The 18,307-nt window shown below is 52.1% G+C and carries 17 protein-coding genes; 16 read left to right on the forward strand and 1 reads right to left on the reverse strand.

The window, feature by feature from the left end:
• Nucleotides 1-3 precede the first annotated feature (3 nt).
• The 16 genes from KEHDKFFH_RS01495 to KEHDKFFH_RS01570 all read left to right on the forward strand — a co-directional run bounded on the left by KEHDKFFH_RS01495 (nt 4) and on the right by KEHDKFFH_RS01570 (nt 17,316).
• Nucleotides 4-1,443: an oligosaccharide repeat unit polymerase gene (locus KEHDKFFH_RS01495; RefSeq protein WP_104320279.1), complete on the forward strand. Its 1,440-nt coding sequence runs from the start codon at nt 4-6 to the stop codon at nt 1,441-1,443.
• Nucleotides 1,440-2,555, forward strand: coding sequence for a glycosyltransferase family 4 protein (locus KEHDKFFH_RS01500; RefSeq protein ID WP_104320280.1), 1,116 nt, complete (start codon nt 1,440-1,442; stop codon nt 2,553-2,555). The genes KEHDKFFH_RS01495 and KEHDKFFH_RS01500 overlap by 4 nt, the downstream gene beginning before the upstream one ends.
• The gene (locus tag KEHDKFFH_RS01505) at nt 2,552-3,775 is read left to right on the forward strand and encodes a glycosyltransferase family 4 protein (RefSeq protein WP_104320281.1); all 1,224 of its coding nucleotides are present in this window, start codon (nt 2,552-2,554) and stop codon (nt 3,773-3,775) included. Before KEHDKFFH_RS01500 ends, KEHDKFFH_RS01505 begins: the two co-directional genes overlap by 4 nt.
• On the forward strand, nt 3,768-4,364 hold the full coding sequence (locus tag KEHDKFFH_RS01510; protein WP_104320282.1) for a sugar transferase: 597 nt from the start codon (nt 3,768-3,770) through the stop codon (nt 4,362-4,364). The genes KEHDKFFH_RS01505 and KEHDKFFH_RS01510 overlap by 8 nt, the downstream gene beginning before the upstream one ends.
• Nucleotides 4,364-4,990 (forward strand): acetyltransferase, encoded by a 627-nt coding sequence (locus KEHDKFFH_RS01515; RefSeq protein WP_198412724.1) that lies wholly within the window; start codon nt 4,364-4,366, stop codon nt 4,988-4,990. The genes KEHDKFFH_RS01510 and KEHDKFFH_RS01515 overlap by 1 nt, the downstream gene beginning before the upstream one ends.
• A 6-nt stretch (nt 4,991-4,996) precedes the next feature.
• Nucleotides 4,997-6,172: a DegT/DnrJ/EryC1/StrS family aminotransferase gene (locus KEHDKFFH_RS01520; RefSeq protein WP_104320284.1), complete on the forward strand. Its 1,176-nt coding sequence runs from the start codon at nt 4,997-4,999 to the stop codon at nt 6,170-6,172.
• Nucleotides 6,173-6,187: 15 nt separating this feature from the next.
• Complete coding sequence (locus KEHDKFFH_RS01525; RefSeq protein WP_104320285.1) at nt 6,188-8,140, forward strand: polysaccharide biosynthesis protein; 1,953 nt, start codon at nt 6,188-6,190, stop codon at nt 8,138-8,140.
• 56 nt (nt 8,141-8,196) lie between these two features.
• Nucleotides 8,197-9,195, forward strand: coding sequence for a UDP-N-acetylglucosamine 4,6-dehydratase (inverting) (pseB, locus tag KEHDKFFH_RS01530; protein ID WP_104320286.1), 999 nt, complete (start codon nt 8,197-8,199; stop codon nt 9,193-9,195).
• Between the two features lie 3 nt (nt 9,196-9,198).
• On the forward strand, nt 9,199-10,359 hold the full coding sequence (gene pseC, locus KEHDKFFH_RS01535; protein ID WP_104320474.1) for a UDP-4-amino-4,6-dideoxy-N-acetyl-beta-L-altrosamine transaminase: 1,161 nt from the start codon (nt 9,199-9,201) through the stop codon (nt 10,357-10,359).
• A complete protein-coding gene (gene pseF / locus KEHDKFFH_RS01540; protein WP_104320287.1) occupies nt 10,356-11,057 on the forward strand; it encodes a pseudaminic acid cytidylyltransferase in 702 nt (233 codons plus the stop codon). The genes pseC and pseF overlap by 4 nt, the downstream gene beginning before the upstream one ends.
• Nucleotides 11,050-12,165 carry a UDP-2,4-diacetamido-2,4,6-trideoxy-beta-L-altropyranose hydrolase gene (gene pseG / locus KEHDKFFH_RS01545; protein ID WP_104320288.1) on the forward strand — a complete coding sequence of 372 codons (1,116 nt, stop codon included), beginning with the start codon at nt 11,050-11,052 and terminating at the stop codon, nt 12,163-12,165. Before pseF ends, pseG begins: the two co-directional genes overlap by 8 nt.
• Nucleotides 12,158-12,664: a UDP-4-amino-4,6-dideoxy-N-acetyl-beta-L-altrosamine N-acetyltransferase gene (pseH, locus tag KEHDKFFH_RS01550; protein WP_338418378.1), complete on the forward strand. Its 507-nt coding sequence runs from the start codon at nt 12,158-12,160 to the stop codon at nt 12,662-12,664. The genes pseG and pseH overlap by 8 nt, the downstream gene beginning before the upstream one ends.
• Before the next feature lie 18 nt (nt 12,665-12,682).
• Nucleotides 12,683-13,735 (forward strand): pseudaminic acid synthase, encoded by a 1,053-nt coding sequence (gene pseI, locus KEHDKFFH_RS01555; RefSeq protein ID WP_104320290.1) that lies wholly within the window; start codon nt 12,683-12,685, stop codon nt 13,733-13,735.
• Nucleotides 13,736-13,805: 70 nt separating this feature from the next.
• On the forward strand, nt 13,806-15,464 hold the full coding sequence (locus KEHDKFFH_RS20335; protein ID WP_104320291.1) for an MBL fold metallo-hydrolase RNA specificity domain-containing protein: 1,659 nt from the start codon (nt 13,806-13,808) through the stop codon (nt 15,462-15,464).
• A gap of 43 nt (nt 15,465-15,507) precedes the next feature.
• Nucleotides 15,508-16,770, forward strand: a complete 1,263-nt coding sequence (tviB, locus tag KEHDKFFH_RS01565) for a Vi polysaccharide biosynthesis UDP-N-acetylglucosamine C-6 dehydrogenase TviB (protein WP_064228748.1) — start codon at nt 15,508-15,510, stop codon at nt 16,768-16,770.
• Nucleotides 16,771-16,947: 177 nt separating this feature from the next.
• Entirely contained in the window at nt 16,948-17,316 is a 369-nt protein-coding gene (locus tag KEHDKFFH_RS01570; RefSeq protein ID WP_062782058.1) for a histone-like nucleoid-structuring protein, MvaT/MvaU family, read from the forward strand.
• A 37-nt stretch (nt 17,317-17,353) separates the two neighbouring features.
• Here the strand turns inward: KEHDKFFH_RS01570 and KEHDKFFH_RS01575 are convergent, their stop codons facing one another.
• Complete coding sequence (locus KEHDKFFH_RS01575) at nt 17,354-18,307, reverse strand: sensor domain-containing diguanylate cyclase (protein ID WP_104320292.1); 954 nt, start codon at nt 18,305-18,307, stop codon at nt 17,354-17,356.

Consider the following 18,307-nt stretch of genomic DNA (forward strand, 5'->3'; position numbering starts at 1 on the left):
CGCATGTTTGAAGTTCGCTTGAAGTATTCGATTATTGTAGCGTTATCCTTGGTGGCCACTGCGTTTTTCACTGCTGATTTGTTTGGTATTTTTTATGACACGGCGCTCGCTTCATCTCTTTTATTGATCGTTCTGTGTGTGCCGTTGCTGTCTCGGAACCTTAAATGGTATGAGCCGGTTTGCGCGCTAAATGTAATGTTTGCGCTATTAGCGCTGGCAGGAATCTATCTCGCGTTCACTGGATTTACGACAGCAGAGCATGCTCTCCATCGCTTCCCGTTACTAGCGCAAAGAGCGCCACTGACCCTTTGTTACGTTTCCGTGTGGATTCTTTGCTTCTATGCAGGTTACTACCTCTTTAGAAATGTGCCCGTAGAAGGTTCCGAAGACCGGGCGCTTGTACCTGCCTTGATGGGAAAGCAGGCTGGCGCGATTAGACTATTATCGCTTATCTGTTTCTCATTTGCGTTGATAAATTTGTCTTACAATGTCTGGCTATATAATCCAGTTGACCCTTTTTCCTATTTCACCAGCTTTGGTGTTTCCAGGTATCGGGACCAGGTGAATGAGGGTTTTTATACAACTTTAGGTTACAACCTATTTGTGGTGGCGTTGGTTTTTTATCGCTACTCCTTCCAGGTATGGTCACTAAGAAAATTCATTCTGTTTTCGGTATTGTTGGTAATTTCTTTGATTGCCGTGTTATCTCGAGGACAGATATTTTTTACTTTCTCAATCCTGCTATTTTTGTTTTGTTTGGAATATTTTTTTTCCAGGGATCGAAAGCGGTATTTTCGGTTGGCAACGCGGATTGTGCCTTTGATTTTCGTTCTTATTGTCTTTTCTTATTTTGCAAGGCTTGTAAGTGTTGAACTTTTCCTGGCAGAACAAGCTGGAAATGATCTGAATGTTGTTGAGGCATTTTTCGAGAAGTTTTCGGATTTTGGGGCATTGATTTTTGGCAAAGGTAATGTCCCTAACCTGCCAGCAATGATTGTTTACGAAGATCACTTCGGAAGTGTTGAAGCGTATCTTTACGGTGAGTCTCTTGTCGCCTGGATGGCTGCATTTTTTCCGTTTTTTGATGCTACCTATATTGGATACGGTATTAGTGATACTTGGTATCCAAATAATGTCGGCGGAATCCCCCCGGGTGTTGTTCATGAGATGATAGCAAATTTCGGTTTTTTGGGAGGTTTTCTTTCGGCATTCAGTTTTGGTGTCGTTAGCGTGCTTATATTTAATCTTGTTGTTAAGAAGGCTGGTTTTTTAATTGTTGTTGCTTACTCAGCTTTATTTGTCAGGTTTTGGTTTATTTTGCCAAAAGTTGAATTTTCCGTTCTGAGTAATGCTATCTGGTTATTCCTTCCAACCGCCTTGGTTTATGCAGTCTATTGTTTGGCAAATAAAAATTTTCGTTGGCCGATTAGAGAAAAATTATGATTCATATCTCTAATAACTTTATCAGTAGTACTGTGCACGCGAGTGTTATCTCTGAGTTGTCGAAGACTTTTGAGGATCAGCTGGTAATTGTTCCGATAAGGGAGAAGGCCCAAGAGGGTAAGAATACTGAAGGATTGGTAAATATCCGGTTCAGATTTATTTATTTTAATAATAAGGTTATTAAGTTTTTTCCATTGCTGAAAGTTCTTTTACTGTCGCTAAGAGTTCACTCGCTTCTCAGCGCTGCTGGTAAAGCATGCGGCGGCCGGGGCAAAAAGTTGAATGTTATTGCACACAATTTCTGGTCGGATGGAACGCTCGCTTTTTTCAATTCTTTCTTCATACCGATGCGCTATATGCTGGTTGTAAGAAACACGGACATCAACTATTTCATTGCCAGGTTGCCTCATTACAGATGGCTGATGGCATGGGCTATAAGGCGTTCAGAAGGTTTGACTTTCGTTAGCCGCTCCCACTATCTCCGGTTTAAAGCCCAGTGGCCCAACCTGCTTGCTCATGCCTCTAAGGTAGAGATAATTCCCAATGCGCTCTCGCACTGGTGGCTTGATAACATCGTTGAAAAACGTATTGCCCGTCCTGCACAAGTGTGCTTTGTCGGTCGGTTTGACGCCAACAAAAATCTAGTAAATTTGCTGAATGCTGCCCAGATTGTTCGGGCGGCTATGCCTGATTTCAGGCTGGTACTTGTTGGGGGAGACGAGTCCGAACTTCGGGCGACAACAGGGTATGCCTGTATTCCGGATTTTGTTGAGGTTCGGGGCAGGCTTCAACCAGAGGAGTTGTTGGATGTTTATCGGCGTTCCCGGGTGTTTGTGATGCCCTCTTTTACGGAGACCTTTGGGCTGGTTTATCTGGAAGCTCTGTCTCAAGGCTGCTCGGTAATATGTAGCATCGGGGAAGGTATCGATGGCATGTGGGAAGTGCCTTTCATCCGGGCGGTAGATCCAAAATGTGTTGATGCTCTTGCCAGCGATGTGATTGAGCTGATTAACCGGTTCCCGGAGGGAATACCCGTATCTTGGAGTGTTACTGAAATTCGGCGGTTCGATTGGAAGCGCGTTGCAGACAAGTATTTGGAGTTTTTTTCTTGAAAATTATCTACCTGCATCAGTATTTCCGTACTCCCGCAATGTCCGGAGGCACCAGATCCTATGAGATGGCGCGTCGCCTTGTCGCCGCAGGGCACGAAGTCCATATAGTCACTTCGAGTACCGACCCTGATGAGGCTTTGAATGATTGGTATGAAGAAATGGTGGACGGAATTCATGTTCACTGGTTGCCAGTTCCCTACAGTAACACAATGGGTTTTGCCAAGCGGCTGATTGCGTTTTCTACGTTCGCAAGGAAGGCTGGTAGGTACGCGTCGAAATTGAGCGGAGACATTGTATTTGCAACCAGTACACCCCTTACCATTGCTATCCCCGGTGTTAGGGCCAGTCGCACTTTGAAGGTGCCACTGGTCTTCGAGGTTCGCGATCTTTGGCCGGAAATTCCAATTGCTTTGAACGTGTTGAAATCTCCTATTACCAAATATCTTGCCAGACGCCTTGAGAAGTGGGCATATAAAAATTCAGACAGAGTGATAGGTCTATCTCCCGGGATGTGTGAGGGTGTAGTCAGAGCTGGCTATGATGCTTCGAGAGTGCATTGTATTCCCAACAGTGCCGATCTTGATCTGTTCGCTGTGTCGGAGAAGGCGGGCCAAGACTTTCGTGATAGCCGTGCATGGCTGGGTGACAGGCCCTTGGTGTTATATGCCGGAACATTTGGATTTGTGAATGGTGTCGGTTACTTTGCGGATATAGCACGAGCAGCGCTCCAGCTTGATCCAAAGATTTGTTTTTTGGCGGTTGGTAATGGGGCGGAGTATGAAAAGGTTAAGCAAAGAGCCGCGGAAAACGGGGTCCTTGGGAAGAACTTTTTTATGGAGCCTCCCGTTACGAAAAAAGAGATGCCAGCATTACTCAACGCTGCAACGCTTACGACTTCACTGGTAATTCCTAATCGAGCTCTTTGGCATAACTCTGCCAACAAGTTCTTCGATTCACTTGCGGCCGGCAGGCCCATTTTTGTTAATCACGGGGGATGGCAGGCCGAGCTTCTTGAGGAGGCAGGCGCCGGTTTTGAAGTGCCCCCTGATGATGCTTCGGCATCAGCTGAGAAGATCATAAATTTCCTGAATGATCGGGCCAGAGTAGAATCAGCTGGAAAAGCTGCTCTTGATCTGGCGCGAACGCGGTTCGATCGCTCAGTGCTTGCTGGCCAGCTAGAGAGGGTATTATCTGAAGCAGTGCAGGCAGTTCATGCTTAAGCGGTTTTTTGACATTGTAGTAGCTGGCATCCTCTTGATCGTCTTGGCACCCGCCTTTTTCCTGTTGATTGGGGTTGTCAGGGCGAACCTGGGATCACCGGTTTTTTTCAGTCAGTTGCGGCCTGGGAAAAATGGCAATCCGTTTCGGATGGTTAAGTTTCGTACTATGCTCAACTCTGTTGATCACGAGGGGCGGTCCTTGCCGGATGAGCAGCGTATGACATCTTTTGGTCGCTTTCTCAGGTCTACCAGCCTCGATGAGCTGCCGGAGCTTTGGAACGTTCTGAAGGGCGAAATGAGTCTTGTTGGACCGCGTCCGCTGTTGATGGAATATCTCCCACTCTACTCCAAAGAACAGTTTCGTCGACATGAAGTGCGTCCGGGTATCACCGGATGGGCTCAGGTTAACGGACGCAATGCGATCTCGTGGGAAGATAAATTCAGGCTAGATATATGGTATGTGGATAACCAATCCTTCTGGCTTGATATCAAGATCCTGATTATGACGGTGAGGAAGGTATTGAAGAAGGATGGCATAAGTAGTGAGGGTGCGGCTACGGCGTCCAGGTTCACCGGGAACAAGAACTGATGCGTTTAGCGATTCTTGGGGCCAGTGGGCATGGAAAAGTCGTTGCCGATACGGCAGTTTCGGCCGGTTGGAACGACGTTGTTTTTTTTGATGATGCCTGGCCAGGCGTCACCTGGAATGGCATCTGGCCAGTGGTTGGTTCGACCGGAGACTTGATTTCACAGCGGGGAGATTTCGATGGCGTGGTTGTCGGGATTGGGAATAACTCGACCAGGGCAGTATTGCAGAGAAAGCTGATGGTTGCTGAGCTCAATATTGTCTCGGTATTCCATCCGTCAGCGGTTATCAGTACTCACGCACATGTTGGAAGCGGGGTCGTAGTTTTTGCCAATGCTGTGATTAACGCCTTTGCTCAAGTAGGTGCCGGATCGATTATAAATACCGGGGCCGTTGTCGAGCACGATTGCTCGATTGGTGATTTTTGCCATGTGAGCCCGAACGCAGTCCTTGCCGGTGGAGTGTCTACGGGGTTTCAGGTTTGGGTTGGTGCAGGCGCCTCGGTAAAACAGTTAATTCATCTAGGTAATGAAGTAACGGTGGGTATGGGAAGCGTGGTTTTGCACGATGTTCCAGAGGGCCAAACCGTCGCAGGTGTACCGGCCAGTCCCATTTTTTCTCAGGATTAGGTTTTTATGTTGAACACGACGTTCTCACCCTGGCCATCATTTACCCAGGAAGAAGCCGATGCTGTTTCGTCAGTGTTGTTGTCAAACAAAGTGAACTACTGGACTGGCACGGAGGCAAGGGAATTCGAGAGGGAGTTTGCTGAATTTACAGGTACAGAGCATGCGATAGCTGTGGCCAATGGCACTGTTGCTTTGGACCTCGCTCTCAGGGGGTTGGCAATTGGGCGTGGTGATGAAGTTATCGTAACTTCCAGAAGCTTCCTTGCTTCTGCATCGTGTATTGTTAATGCTGGTGCCAGGCCAGTTTTTGCAGATGTGGATCGCGATTCGCAGAACATCACTGCCGAAACAGTTCGACCGTTAGTGAACGAACGGACCAAAGCGATTATTGCCGTACACCTGGCCGGGTGGCCATGCGATATGGATGCCCTGAATGTGTTGGCACTTGAGCATGGTCTGTACCTGATTGAAGACTGTGCACAGGCCCATGGCGCCACCTTTAAAGGTCGCTCGGTTGGTGGATTGGGGCATGTGGCGGCATGGTCGTTCTGCCAGGATAAAATTATGACAACCGGTGGAGAGGGTGGCATGGTCACCACGAACGATCGGGAGTTATGGTCTCGCATGTGGTCGTTCAAAGATCACGGAAAAAGCTGGGATGCTGTCTACGAAAGGGAACATCCTCCAGGCTTTCGTTGGTTGCACGAGAGTATTGGTACCAACTGGCGCATGACTGAGATGCAGGCAGTCATCGGGCGTATTCAGGTGAAGCGGATGCATGACTGGAACCGTGCTCGGAAGGCGAACTGCGAAAAGATCTGGGCGAGCGCTGCAAAGCAGAGCGGGTTAAGGGTACCTGCAGTGCCAGATGAGATTGGTCATGCCGGTTATAAGTGTTATGTGTACGTGGAGACTGAGCGGCTGAGGGCTGGCTGGAATCGTGACAGGATCATGGCCGCAGTGATTGAGCGTGGTGTGCCATGCTTTTCTGGTTCATGTTCGGAGGTGTATCTTGAAAAATGTTTTCAGGATGCGGGTTTGGCTCCCGCCGCCCGACTTCCCGTGGCTAAAGAGCTCGGGGAAACAAGCCTTATGTTTTTGGTACATCCAACGTTGACTGATGCCGAAATGTTAAAGACGGTTGAAGTGCTTTCCGATGTGTTAGCCGAAGCATCGAAATAAAACAGGGTTTTCAGATTGAGAAATAAACTGATCAACTTTGCTTTACATTTGTCGAGGCCTGAAAAGCGGGCGATTTCTGTGGTGACGGATTTCTTTTTGCTGTCTTTCGCCATTTGGTCGGCATTTGCTCTGCGTTTCGAGAACTCCGCATGGGTGCCCTCGGATAAGCAGTTATGGGTTTCATTGGCTACGGTGATCCTTACCATAGGCGCCTTTGTAAAGCTTGGCCTATATCGGGCGGTTATTCGCTACATTAGTGAGCACGCCTTCCTTGCAATTTTAACTGGGGTTGTTTTCTCGAGCGTTTCTCTCATTGTGCTCGGATTCCTATTCCAGACACTTGTTCCCCGTTCAGTGCCGGTAATCTATGGCGCATTTGCCTTTATGTTGGTTGCTGGTACCCGATTCTGTGTCAGAACCATTGTACGTCGGCGAAGCGACCTTTCGAGGGATGGTGTTCTTATCGTTGGTGCCGGACGAAAGGGCATGCAACTGGCGTCGGCCCTGGCTCAGGGCGTTGAATACCGTCCTCTGGGGTTTGTCTCAACAGTAGAGGGCAATCATAAATCGGTCATTGGCAATCTTCCGGTCTATTCGCTCGATTATATCAATAAGGCAATTCGCGAACTGGGTGTGTGCCGAGTGTTATTGGCAATCGAGGATTCTGAGCAAGTTGACCGCAAGGATTTAATGCGAATTCTCGAGAGTCTGGCCGTTCCAGTTCAGACGGTCCCTTCGATGTCTGAGCTAGTTACAGGGGTTGCCAGGATTAACGATATCCGAGACCTTGAGCTTGAAGACTTGCTGGGTAGAGATCCGGTGAGGCCTGACACCGCGATGGTTTCGCAGGGACTTTACGGGAAGTCGGTATTGGTGACTGGAGCCGGAGGATCGATTGGGTCGGAACTGTGCCGGCAGATTATTCAGCACCGCCCCTCCAAGCTAGTTTTAGTGGAGCAATCAGAATTTTCGCTCTATGCGATTGAACGTGAGCTTCAAGCCTTGAATCGGACTGAGGCGCTCGGGGTAGAAATTCATCCCTTGTTGGGAAGTGCTTCTCATCGTCGCCGCTGCGAGGCGGCAATGCGAAGCTTTGGGATTGACACCGTCTACCATGCGGCTGCATACAAGCACGTGCCCTTGGTTGAGCAAAATGTTATTGAAGGTGTTCAAAACAATGTCTTTGGTACCTTCCACGTTGCAGAAGCGGCCATTGCGGCGGGGGTAAAGCGCTTTGTGCTGATTTCTACCGACAAAGCGGTGCGTCCCACCAATGTGATGGGGGCCAGTAAACGTCTTGCAGAGCTTGTGCTTCAGGGTTTGGCCCAGCGGCAGTCAGATACAATCTTTTCCATGGTGCGGTTTGGCAATGTGCTTGGCTCCTCCGGTTCTGTGGTACCGCTGTTCCGGGACCAGATTCGCGATGGCGGGCCAGTAACCGTGACCCACCCGGATATTATCCGTTACTTCATGACCATTCCGGAGGCAAGCCAATTGGTCCTTCAGGCCGGGACGATGGGGCAGGGCGGTGAAGTCTTCGTTCTCGACATGGGGGAACCTGTAAAAATTGCCGACCTCGCCCGCAAGATGATTCACTTGATGGGTTTGACGGAAAAAACAGACGAACGACCGGACGGGGATATCGAGATTGTGTTCACTGGGCTGCGACCGGGTGAAAAGCTGTATGAAGAGTTATTGATAGGGGACCACCCGCAGGGTACGGCCCACCCTCGGATCATGATGGCCAAAGAAGTCGCGATGCCGTGGGATGAGGTGGAGCAAACCTTGAATCGGTTGATACGAGCAAGTCATGAGTTTGATTGCTGGGAGATCGTTGAGATTCTTAAGACTGCACCCACCGGATTCTCTCATAACGGTGGTGTGGCGGACTTGATTTGGTGTAATGGCGATCGCCAACTTACAGTTTCTCCTTCCGGGGCTGATAAAATAAGGCGGTTCCCTGCCTGAAATATTTTATTGGCCGTTCGCGCCTGACTACAAAGACCAGAGGCACCTGACACCCGATGTTTGAAAACAGCTCCATACTGATCACCGGCGGTACAGGCTCCTTTGGCCATACCTTCGTCCCCATGCTCCTCGAGCGTTTCAATCCCAGAAAAGTGATCATTTTCTCCCGGGATGAAATGAAGCAGTGGGAGATGGCCAAGAAGTTTGCCGGCGATCACCGCGTTCGCTTTTTTATCGGCGACGTGCGCGATAAAGACCGGCTATACCGGGCCCTGGATGGCGTGGACTACGTGGTGCATGCCGCAGCCACCAAGATTGTTCCGACGGCGGAATACAATCCCTTCGAGTGCATCAAGACCAATATCAATGGCGCCATGAACCTGATCGATGCCTGTATCGATAAAGGTGTGAAACGTGTTGTCGCTCTCTCGACGGATAAAGCCAGCAGCCCGATCAACCTGTATGGCGCTACCAAGCTGGCCTCAGACAAATTGTTCGTTTCTGGCAATTCCTACGCGGGTGGCCATGAGACACGCTTTGCGGTCGTGCGCTATGGCAATGTAATGGGATCCCGTGGGTCGGTTATTCCATTTTTCATGTCGGTTAAGGATCAGGGCGTGTTGCCCATTACCGACGAGCGGATGACCCGCTTTATGATTTCGTTGGAAGAGGGTGTGGAGCTGGTATGGCATGCCTTTGAGGATATGGAAGGTGGGGAAATCTACGTGAAGAAAATCCCTTCCATGAAGGTGACCGATCTTGCCCGGGTGGTCTCGCCAGATGCCAAACACGAGATCGTTGGTATCCGCCCCGGCGAGAAGCTGCATGAGCAGATGATTGGTGCCGAGGATTCCTATTACACCTATGAGTACCCGGAGCACTTCAAGATCCTCCCAGCCATTCATGACTGGAGCGCCGATGCTGCGCGCATCAAGGACGGCAAGAAAGTGCCTGAGGGATTCGTTTATTCCAGTGACAACAACACGGAATGGATGTCTCAAGATGATCTGCAGGCCTGGATTGATGCCAACCGGGAAAAGATCGGGAGTATCTGATTGATGATTCCTTACGGGCGCCAGGAAATCACGCAAGAGGACATTGATGCCGTTGTTGAAGTTCTCAAATCGGACTTCCTGACCCAGGGCCCGAAAGTTCCAGAATTTGAGAACACGGTTGCCACTCACGTTGGTGCAAAGTTCGGCGTGGCTGTTAACAGCGCAACGTCGGCCTTGCACGTTGCCTGCGCGGCTCTTGACCTGGAAGAAGGGGACTGGCTGTGGACTTCGCCGGTCACTTTTGTGGCCTCGGCAAATTGTGGCCTTTATTGCGGCGCAAAGGTGGATTTCGTCGATATCGACCCCCGCACCTACAATCTTTGCCCGGATGCGCTTGAGCGGAAGCTGGAACAGGCCAGGGAGCAGGATCGTCTGCCCAAGGTGGTTGTGCCTGTTCATCTGTCTGGCCAGCCTTGCGACATGGAACGGATCAAGGCGTTGTCTGATCGTTATGGTTTTCGCATTGTTGAGGACGCGTCCCATGCCATTGGTGGCCAGTATCAGGGCGAGTTTATTGGCAGCGGCCGGTTCAGCGATATCACGGTGTTCAGCTTCCATCCGGTAAAAATTGTGACAACTGCGGAAGGCGGCATGGCAGTGACCAATGACGCTGAACTGGCGCAGCGTATGGAGATGCTCCGTAGCCATGGCATAACCCGGGACCCCACCCGCATGACCCATGAGCCAGACGGCCCCTGGTACTATCAGCAGGTGGGCCTGGGCTTTAACTACCGTATGACCGAGTTGCAGGCGGCCCTGGGTGTCAGCCAGATGGCGCGGCTCGACGACTTCGTGAAGCGTCGGCATGAACTGGCCCGGCGATACGATGAACTGTTGGCGGATTTGCCGGTACTGAGCCCATGGCAGCATCCGGACAGCTATTCCGGCCTTCACCTTTACGTGATCCGACTGAAATTGGGAGAGATTCGTGCCAGCCACCGTGAGGTATTCGAGTCGCTCAGGAAGCAGGGGATCGGTGTAAACCTGCATTACATCCCCGTCCACACCCAGCCCTTCTACGAGGCCATGGGGTTCGCACCCGATGATTTTCCGGAGTCCATGCGCTATTACAACGAGGCGATCAGCATTCCCATGTACCACGGCCTGACGTTTGAACAGCAGGACGCGGTGGTTGCAGCACTGAAGCAGGCCCTTTCGGTATGAAGGTTGCGGTAATTCCCGCCCGCGGAGGCAGCAAGCGGATTCCGGGCAAGAATATCCGGGATTTCTGCGGCAAACCGATGATCGCCTGGTCCATTGAAGCGGCTCGAGCGAGTGGCTGTTTTGACGAGGTGATCGTTTCAACCGATGACGAGAAGATCGCCGAAGTAGCCAGGCAATTGGGAGCGGCAGTTCCTTTCATGCGTCCTGAGCATCTTTCAGACGATTATACCGGAACACTCCCGGTAATCCGTCACGCGGTTGAGTGGTTCGTAGGTGCCGGCCATGTCGTCGATCTGGCTTGCTGCATCTACGCGACAGCCCCTTTCATCATGCCTGCGGACATTCAGGAGGGCGAAAAGCGGCTTCAATCTGCGGGCTGCAGCTTCGCGTTTTCTGTGACCAGCTACGCTTTTCCTATTCAGCGTGCACTTCGCCTTGCCGATGGCGGCCGGGTAGAGATGATGCATCCCGGGCAGTTTGCAACACGATCCCAGGATCTGGAAGAAGCCTGGCATGACGCCGGTCAGTTTTACTGGGGAACCGCCGAAGCCTGGCTTGAGGAGCGCATGATCTTTGGGAGGGACTCTATCGGAATCCCGATTCCCCGCTACCGTGTTCAGGATGTTGATACCCATGAGGATTGGGAGTCGGCCGAGTATATGTTTGAAGCGTTGAGAGCCCGGGCGCGCAATGGCTGAATCGCTCGCGGTTGCTTTTCGGGTGGATGCATCCACGCTTATAGGGTCTGGCCATGTGATGCGCTGCCTCACTCTTGCAGACGCTCTGGCAGAAGCCGGTGCCCGATGTTTTTTCGTAATGCGGCAGAAGCCGGGAAATCTGGAGGGAGCGGTGCGCAGCAGGGGGCATCAGGTATTGATGCTTTCATCGGGCGGGGCGGAGCAAAGCGCCAACGAATTTGAAAATGAGCCACCCCACGCCGGTTGGCTGGGAGTGAGTTGGGAAGCCGATGCCTCGGACACTCTGCAGGCATTGAAAGGCATCGAGTTGGACTGGCTGGTGGTAGACCACTACGCACTCGATCATCGCTGGGAGTCTGAGGTTGTTGGTTGTTGCCGGCGCCTGATGGCTATTGATGACCTTGCAGACCGAAAGCATCAGTGTGATTTGCTTCTGGACCAGAATCTGGGGCGTAAACCGGATGATTACGATGGTCTGGTACCGGGCCACGCCAAGCGGCTGATTGGCTCTGATTACGCTTTGCTCAGGCCCGAGTTCTCACGGGCACGTGCACTGTCTGTTGAAGAAAGGAAAACCCGGGAGCCCGGGAACATACTTGTTAGTATGGGGGGCGTGGATGCGGCCAATGTTACCGGCGATCTTTTGCGGGTAATGGATACCATCGGGGTTGTTGCCTCTTGCCGGGTTACTGTCGTTCTCGGGGCGGCCTGCCCTCATATCGACGAGGTGATAGAGCAAGCGGAATCAATGCGTCTGGATACACGAGTGGTAGTAAATGCCAGCAACATGGCGGAGTTGATGAGCCAGGCAGATCTTGCCATTGGTGCCGCTGGGGGCTCTGCCTGGGAACGCTGCTGCCTTGGTTTGCCCAGTTTGCTTGTGGTAATGGCGGACAACCAACGGCCGGGCGCTGAGGCGCTGAAACGGGCTGGCGCATCACTCAGTTTGGGGTGGCCGGGCGCTATTGAAGAGACATTGCCCAGGGCGATGCGTGAAGTATTCGCGCCCGGAAGGTTGCTTGAGATGAGTCAGAACGCTGCCGCAATCTGCGATGGCCTGGGTGTGCAGCGTGTGGCTGATGCCCTCCGGGAGGTTTCGGATGAGTAGTGGGCGGCTGAGACTTATGCGCTCCGGGGACCTGGCGAGGGTTCTCAGTTGGCGGAATCATCGCGATGTGCGCCAGTTTATGTACACCAGCCATGAGATCTCTCCCGAAGAGCATGAGCAGTGGTTTGCCCGGAACAGTGAAGCCCCCGGTGTGTGTCTGCTGATCTACGAGGTTGATTCGGCCCCTGTCGGCTTCGTTAATATCTCCTCGAGCCGCTGTGCCCAGGTTGCAGACTGGGGCTTCTATCTGGCACCGGATGCAGAGCCAGGAACCGGGCGGTCGCTTGGTGAGGCTGCCTTGAGGTACGCCTTTGAAGAGCTGGAATTGCATAAACTCTGCGGGCAGGCGCTCGGTTTTAACGAACGATCAATCCGCTTCCATGAGCGTCTTGGATTTACCCGGGAAGGCGTTCTTAGAGAGCAACACTGCGATGGCGAGGGTTATCACGACGTTATCTGTTTTGGCCTTCTGGCTGCCGAGTGGAAAAACGCGAAATAAAAGTTTAAGGGCGTGTTTATGAGTGAAGCAAAAATTGTCATTGATGGTCGTGAAATTTCATCATCTCAGACGCCTTACATAATTGCGGAGCTGTCCGCCAATCATAACGGCAAGCTTGAAACGGCTCTGAAGATCATTGATGAAGCGGCCGAAGCCGGGGCAGACGCGGTAAAATTGCAGACTTACCGTCCCGAGACCATCACCCTGGACTCCGATGCTGATGATTTCAAAATCAAAGGCGGGCTCTGGGACGGTCGTACCCTCTACGAGTTATATGAAGAGGCTCACATGCCCTGGGAGTGGCACAAGCCTCTATTTGAGCGGGCGCGGGAGCGGGGGATTACGATTTTCAGCTCCCCGTTTGATACCACCGCTGTTGATCTGCTTGAGGAACTCGGCGCACCTGCCTACAAGATCGCCTCGTTTGAGGCTGTAGATCTGCCATTGATCGAGTACGTGGCCCGCACCGGCAAGCCGATGATCATTTCCACCGGAATGGCGGATGCGGAAGAAATCCGGGAGGCCATTGATGCGGCGCGCGGAGCTGGCTGTAAACAGCTGGCGATTCTTCACTGTGTAAGTGGCTACCCGGCGCCGGCAGAAGACTACAATCTGCGGACCATTGTCGACATGCAGCAGCGTTTCGGCCTGGTAACAGGGCTTTCCGATCACACCCTGGACAATACAACGGCGATTGCCAGCGTTGTACTGGGTGCATCAATCATTGAGAAGCACTTCACGCTCGACCGTTCTGGCGGTGGTCCGGATGACAGTTTTTCCCTTGAGCCTGAGGACCTCAAAGCGCTTTGCCGGGATAGCAAGACAGCCTGGAGGGCACTTGGCGAGGTGAATTACGGTCGAAAATCCAGCGAGCAGGGTAACGCGCTGTTTCGCCGTTCCCTGTACTTTGTGAATGATATCAAGGCGGGGCACGTCATATCCGGCGAAGATGTACGGAGTGTTCGCCCGGGCTTCGGGTTGGCGCCCAAGCACCTGAAAGCCGTTGTTGGCAAGGTAGCCACGCATGACATAAGCAGGAACTCTCCGGTCAGGGAAGAAGATTTTCGGTAACCGGTAAACGAATAGAAAACCTGGCCGGGGACTGGGGCGGGTTCAGAATTATCAACAAGGACGTTTAAGCATGATTTCGATATCTCACCACGGCGCCACTTCTGGCGTAACTGGCTCTTGTCATGAATTGACTCTGACTCCGGGCATGAAAACGGGGTCTGACCCCATGGGGTCAGACCCCAACTTCACCGCCACAAACTCCGCCGGCATCCTGATCGACTGCGGCCTGTTTCAGGGCCAGGATGAGGGCCGCGGCGCTTCTGCTTCCGATCTCTCCATTGATTTTTCCATCGAACATATCCGGGCCCTGGTGGTCACCCACGTGCATATCGACCACGTGGGGCGCATTCCCTATTTGCTGGCTGCGGGTTTCGACGGGCCCATTATTTGTTCCGAGCCTTCAGCCATTATGCTGCCGGAGATTCTGGAGGATGCCCTGAAAATCGGCTTCACCCGCGACCGGCAGCTGATTGAGCGGGTTCTGGGGCTGATACGTTCCCGCCTGGTGCCGGTCCCTTACGGCCAGTGGCATTCGGTGTTTGCCGAGGGCGACTTCTCGTTATCGGTTCGGCTGCAGAGAGCAGGGCATATTATGGGCTCGGCCTATGTGGAGTGTGATGCGGTAGAGGGGGATGTTGCAGAGCGGATTGTGTTCAGTGGCGACCTCGGGGCGCCCCATGCACCCTTGCTGCCGGCGCCCCAATCCCCGGAGCGGGCGGACCGGCTGGTGATTGAGAGTACTTATGGGGATAAGGACCATGAGGACCGGGAAACGCGGCGCTATCGGCTGAAGGCGGTTTTGGAGCACGCCCTAGAAGATGGCGGCACGGTGTTGGTGCCGGCGTTCAGTATTGGGCGGACGCAGGAGTTGCTTTATGAGATGGAGAGTCTGATCCACGAATTTGGGGATAGGGCTCTGGGTGGGGTGTCGGATTACGCGCCGCATAGCGGCGCTAATCCGACCTACGAAGATGAGTCCGAACCAGTAGGTCGGATTAGGCAAAGCCGTAATCCGACAACCCAAGACAGGCCCGCACCCGTAGGTCGGATTAGGCGAAGCCGTAATCCGACAACCCAAGACAAGCCCGCACCCGTAGGTCGGATTAGGCGAAGCCGTAATCCGACAAAGAAGCTAACGTGGAACGATCTTGAAATTGTGGTTGATTCACCGCTTGCAGCGGAATTCACCCGAATCTACCGAGACCTGAAGCCCTACTGGGATGCTGAGGCCACAGACCTGGTACGCCAGGGCCGGCATCCGCTCTCTTTTGAGCAACTCACGGTCATCAATTCCCACGAAGACCACCTGAATGCGGTGGATTACCTGGCCCGCTCCCATCGCCCTTGTGTGGTTCTGGCCGGTTCCGGTATGTGCGCCGGTGGCCGGGTGGTGAATTACCTGAAGGCGATGCTGGGGGATAAGCGGAACGATGTACTCTTTGTGGGCTACCAGGCCGCAGGAACGCCAGGAAGGGATATTCTTACTTATGGGCATCGCGGTGGCTGGGTTGAGTTGGATGATGAACGCTACGATATCCGGGCACGGATTCATCAGGTCGGGGGGTATTCGGCCCATGCGGGGCAATCGGATCTTGTGGCGTTTGTAGCAGGTATACCTGTACCTCCCCGTGAGATTCGAATTGTCCACGGTGATTCGGTCGCCAAACTGGCGTTGAAAAGGTGTTTTCAATCCCTGGCTGGTACAGACATAATTATTCCATCAGAGTAGGGCGAATGATCGCCGGGCTATACTTTCTGGGAAAGGATTTCAAATGAAGAAAATTGCAGTTATTGGTCTGGGTTATGTGGGGCTGCCTCTCGCCGCGGCCTTTGGTGAAAAGCGGGAAATTGTCGGTTTCGATATCAATAAAAAACGGATTGCCGAGCTGAAAGATGGCGTTGATTTCACCCGTGAGGTGTCCCGGGAAGAATTGGCTGCCGCGTCGGGTTTGTCTTTTACCGATAATCTTGAAGGCATTCGTGATTGCCAGATTTATATTGTCACGGTGCCTACCCCGATTGATGAATTCAAAACTCCGGATTTAACCCCTCTGGTAAAAGCCAGCGAAACCGTAGGCAAGGTTTTGAAGCAGGGCGATATTGTGATTTACGAATCCACGGTATATCCCGGCGCCACGGAAGAGGTTTGCGTGCCGGTACTGGAGAAAGTCTCCGGTCTTGCGTTTAACAAGGATTTCTTTGCAGGTTACAGTCCTGAGCGAATAAATCCGGGTGATAAAGAGCATCGGGTAACCAGCATCATGAAAGTGACTTCTGGTTCCACTCCGGAAATTGCCGATGAAGTGGATGCGCTTTATGCCAGTGTTATTACTGCAGGCACTCACAAAGCCAGTTCCATCAAAGTGGCCGAAGCGGCAAAGGTTATCGAAAACACCCAGCGTGATTTGAATATAGCGCTGATGAATGAGCTTTCGATGATTTTTTCGCGTCTGAAAATTGATACCCATGAAGTGCTGGCGGCAGCGGGCACAAAGTGGAATTTCCTGCCGTTTAAACCCGGCCTGGTAGGTGGCCACTGTATTGGTGTTGACCCTTATTATCTCACTCACAAAGCCCAGGCTATTGGTTACCATCCTGAAATTATTCTGTCCGGCCGGCGGGTAAACGACAATATGGGCCCCTATGCAGCAGCCGAACTGGTTAAGGCAATGATTAAAGCCGGGCATACTGTGGCGTCATCAAAAGTGCTGGTAATGGGTCTTACCTTTAAGGAAAACTGCCCGGATTTGCGGAACACCCGGGTGATTGATGTTATTCGAGAGTTGGAGGATTTCGGCTGTTCCGTGGATGTAACGGACTGCTGGGCGGATAATACCGAAGCCGATCATGAATATGGTATTTCTCTGGTGGAGTCACCGAAATCCGGAGATTATGATGCGCTGTTTCTTGCGGTGCCCCATCGTGAATATGCCGCCAAATCTTCAAAAGAGCTGCGAGCTTATTTGAAAGATAATGGTGTTCTGTTTGATCTGAAGGGGGTTTTGCCGTTGGGTGAAGCGGATCTCAGACTGTAAGTACAAAATTTGTACAGAGTGTGATTTAAAAGCCGGTCAACTTGACTGGCTTTTTTATTAAAGGCTCGTAAATAAATAATTTTGCCAGATCACATTTATTTGATTATTATCTTGGTTGACTTTTGGTCAACTCCAATTAAGTTTTTAAAGCCCCTATTTGAATAAGGTTTTAATTCCATGGCAAAGATTAACGACTATTACCAGAAAAAACAGCTTATGGAAAAGCTTGCTGCAGAGCTGGAACAGCTTGAAAAAGATCAGGCTCTGAAAGGTGAACTGGAGTTTGAAAACAAGGTTCGCGCCTTGATGAAGGAGTATGACAAGTCGCCGAAGGATGTACTTCAGATTCTCTCTGCTATTGATCCCTCAGTGGCGGGTGGCAAGACCGATTCAACTGCTGGTAGCCGCCCGAAGCGCCCAATGAAGACTTACAAGAACCCGCACACCGGTGAAGTGGTCAAGACTCGCGGTGGCAATCACAAGACGCTGAACGAATGGCGTCAGAAGCACGGTAAGGAAGCTGTGCAGAGCTGGCAGCAGGACTGATGCCAGCTGGCCCTTCTCCTTTCGAGGAGAGGGGCTTTTAACCCACCACAACCCGATTCCGACCACCTTCCTTCGCCGCATACAACGCCTCATCCGCTTTCTGCATCCACTGCATATAGTTCTCAGGCTCTTCCGTTAACTGGGCAATGCCAATGCTGATGGTATAGCGGATCGGTGCCCCGCTGGTTTCCACCACGCTTTGTTCAATGGTTTCCCGTATTCGCTCACAGATGATGCGTGCGCCTTCGGCGTCGGTTTCCGGCAGTATGATGCCGAATTCCTCACCACCGTAGCGGCCGGCGCTGTCGGATTGGCGGATGGCATTGCGGGTGATGCTGGCGGTGTGTTTAATCACTTCATCCCCGGCCAGGTGGCCGTGGGTGTCGTTCACCGGCTTGAAGTGGTCGATATCAAACATTACCAGGCTGGTGGTGTGGCCGTAGCGGCGGAAGCGTTCAAATTCAGCATCCACCAGGTTTTCCCAGGTGCCCCGGTTGAGCAGGCCGGTGAGGCGGTCTGTCATGCTAAGTTTGGCCAATTGTTCGTTGGCCCGTTCCAAAGCCATTTTACTGCTGGCGATGTCGGTAACGTCGTACACCATCAGGCACACTTTCTCGACTTCCCCATTTGTGCCGGAGAGCGGGCTGATGGTGAGGTTCTGGAACATGTACTCTTCGGTACCGGTGATAGGCCGGGTATTGCGGAACTGGAACAGGTAGGGGCGTTGCTCCCACGAGGTAAAGGCTTTGGTGTTGAGCAAAGCTACGGCGTCCACTTTGCGGGTCAGCCAGGCTTGGGGGATATCCGGGAATACATCAAACAGTACCTGGCCCTGGATCTTGCTGGCGGTGATGCCGCTGTGGTTTTCCATGAATCCGTTCCAGACTTCGACTTTGAAATCCAGGTCCAGCACCACCAGGCCCACTTCCACAGATTCCAGCATGTCCATCAGCCAGTGAAACGAATTGGCTTCAGATTCTTCTATGGCCAT

This window comes from Marinobacter maroccanus (genome assembly GCF_002933275.1).
Classification (GTDB): domain Bacteria; phylum Pseudomonadota; class Gammaproteobacteria; order Pseudomonadales; family Oleiphilaceae; genus Marinobacter; species Marinobacter maroccanus.